The following is a 1,377-nucleotide window of genomic DNA, read 5'->3' on the forward strand; positions in this document are numbered from 1 at the left end:
GCCACCGCCAAGCGCCGCTGCCGCTCGTTCAGATGGGGCAGCAACACTGAGAAACGACAATCGAGTTGGGACAGCATCTGTTCCGTGATCGCCATTCCAGATCAACGAGCCGTTGCCCCCGAAGCAACAGGTTGATTCCTTACGGCTTCACAAAGCCCGCAACGTCACGAACTGCCTGCCCAAGTCCGCACAGCCCGGCGCGACGAAGGCGATGCAGGAGATCTACAACGCCGAGGGCCGTGGCCACGCCGAGCAGGCGATCGAGGCCTTCGCGCGCGCCTACGGCGCCAAATTCCCCAAGGCCGTCGCAAAGATCGCCGACGACCGGGACGCACTGCTCGCCTTCTACGACTTCCCGGCCGAGCACTGGATCCACCTGCGGACCACCAACCCCATCGAGTCGACCTTCTCCACGGTCAAACTCCGCACCAAGGTCACACGAGGCGCGGGCAGCCCAGCCGCTGCCCTGGCGATGGTCTTCAAGCTCGTCGAGTCAGCCCAGACCCGATGGCGCGCGATCACCGGCGCCCACCTGGTGCCGCTGGTCCGTGCCGGCGCGCACTTCGAAAACGGCGTCCTGGTCGAGCGGTCCGAGGTGGCAGCATGAACGACATGTTCGAGGCACTTGAAGCACTGACCGACCGCGATCCGGACCGTCGGGACGTCGCCGCCGACCTCCTCGGGGACCTCCTGCGCGGCGCCGCACTCGACGCGGACTGCGCTCGCATGGTCGTCGGACGTCTGGTCAGCGTGGCCGTCAACGGACCGGTGACCACGGTGCGCGAGTCCGCCCTGAACTCGATCAGCGAGGCGTTCGACCACTACCGCCTGCCTCTGACCCTCGTCGAACCACTGGCGGCAGCCATGCCGACGATGGAACGCGAACTTGTCGTCCACACGCTCTACATCCTCGGCGCCACCCGCGACCCGCAGGCCCAACCGCTGATCGAGTCCTTCCTCCATCACCCCGACCCAGAGGTGCGCGAGGAGGCTCGGCTCGCAGCAGCCGAGATCACCGCCGTCGAGTCGGAGGGCCTCACCCACAAGTCTTGACTATTGCTCGAGAATCCGTGGAGCAGGAGTCCCGGATGATCCAGGAAAACAGCAACTTTGCGAGGCTGCGCTTCTCTGGTAGGTCGACTCTGCCCTCCTGCCGGCTGTGGGGCCCGACAGCGAGAATTTCGCCAGCCTGCCTGGCCCAAGTCAATTTCGTCGCCCCTCGATGACCTGACCCGTCAGGCTGCGGCTCGAATCAAGACTTCGTCCTGGGGCGCACAGGGGCAGGGCTGTTGCAAAGTCCGGTGATCTTGTGAGTGTGCTGGTCAGGCGATGCCGAGGAGGTCGAGCGGGCGGGTGAAGGGCTCGTAGGAGGCCTGC

The 1,377-nt window shown here is 65.6% G+C and carries 1 protein-coding gene and 1 pseudogene; both read left to right on the top strand.

Features of this window, described 5'->3' with window-relative positions:
• Positions 1-148: 148 nt before the first annotated feature.
• A pseudogene (locus ABZW30_RS47025) lies at positions 149-607 on the top strand (transposase); the annotation flags it as partial.
• Complete coding sequence (locus ABZW30_RS47030; RefSeq protein WP_355677499.1) at positions 604-1,053, top strand: hypothetical protein; 450 nt, start codon at positions 604-606, stop codon at positions 1,051-1,053. The pseudogene ABZW30_RS47025 and the gene ABZW30_RS47030, both read left to right, overlap by 4 nt.
• Positions 1,054-1,377 lie beyond the last annotated feature (324 nt).

It is taken from the genome of Kitasatospora sp. NPDC004669 (assembly GCF_040609455.1).
In the GTDB taxonomy this organism is placed as follows: Bacteria; Actinomycetota; Actinomycetes; order Streptomycetales; family Streptomycetaceae; genus Kitasatospora.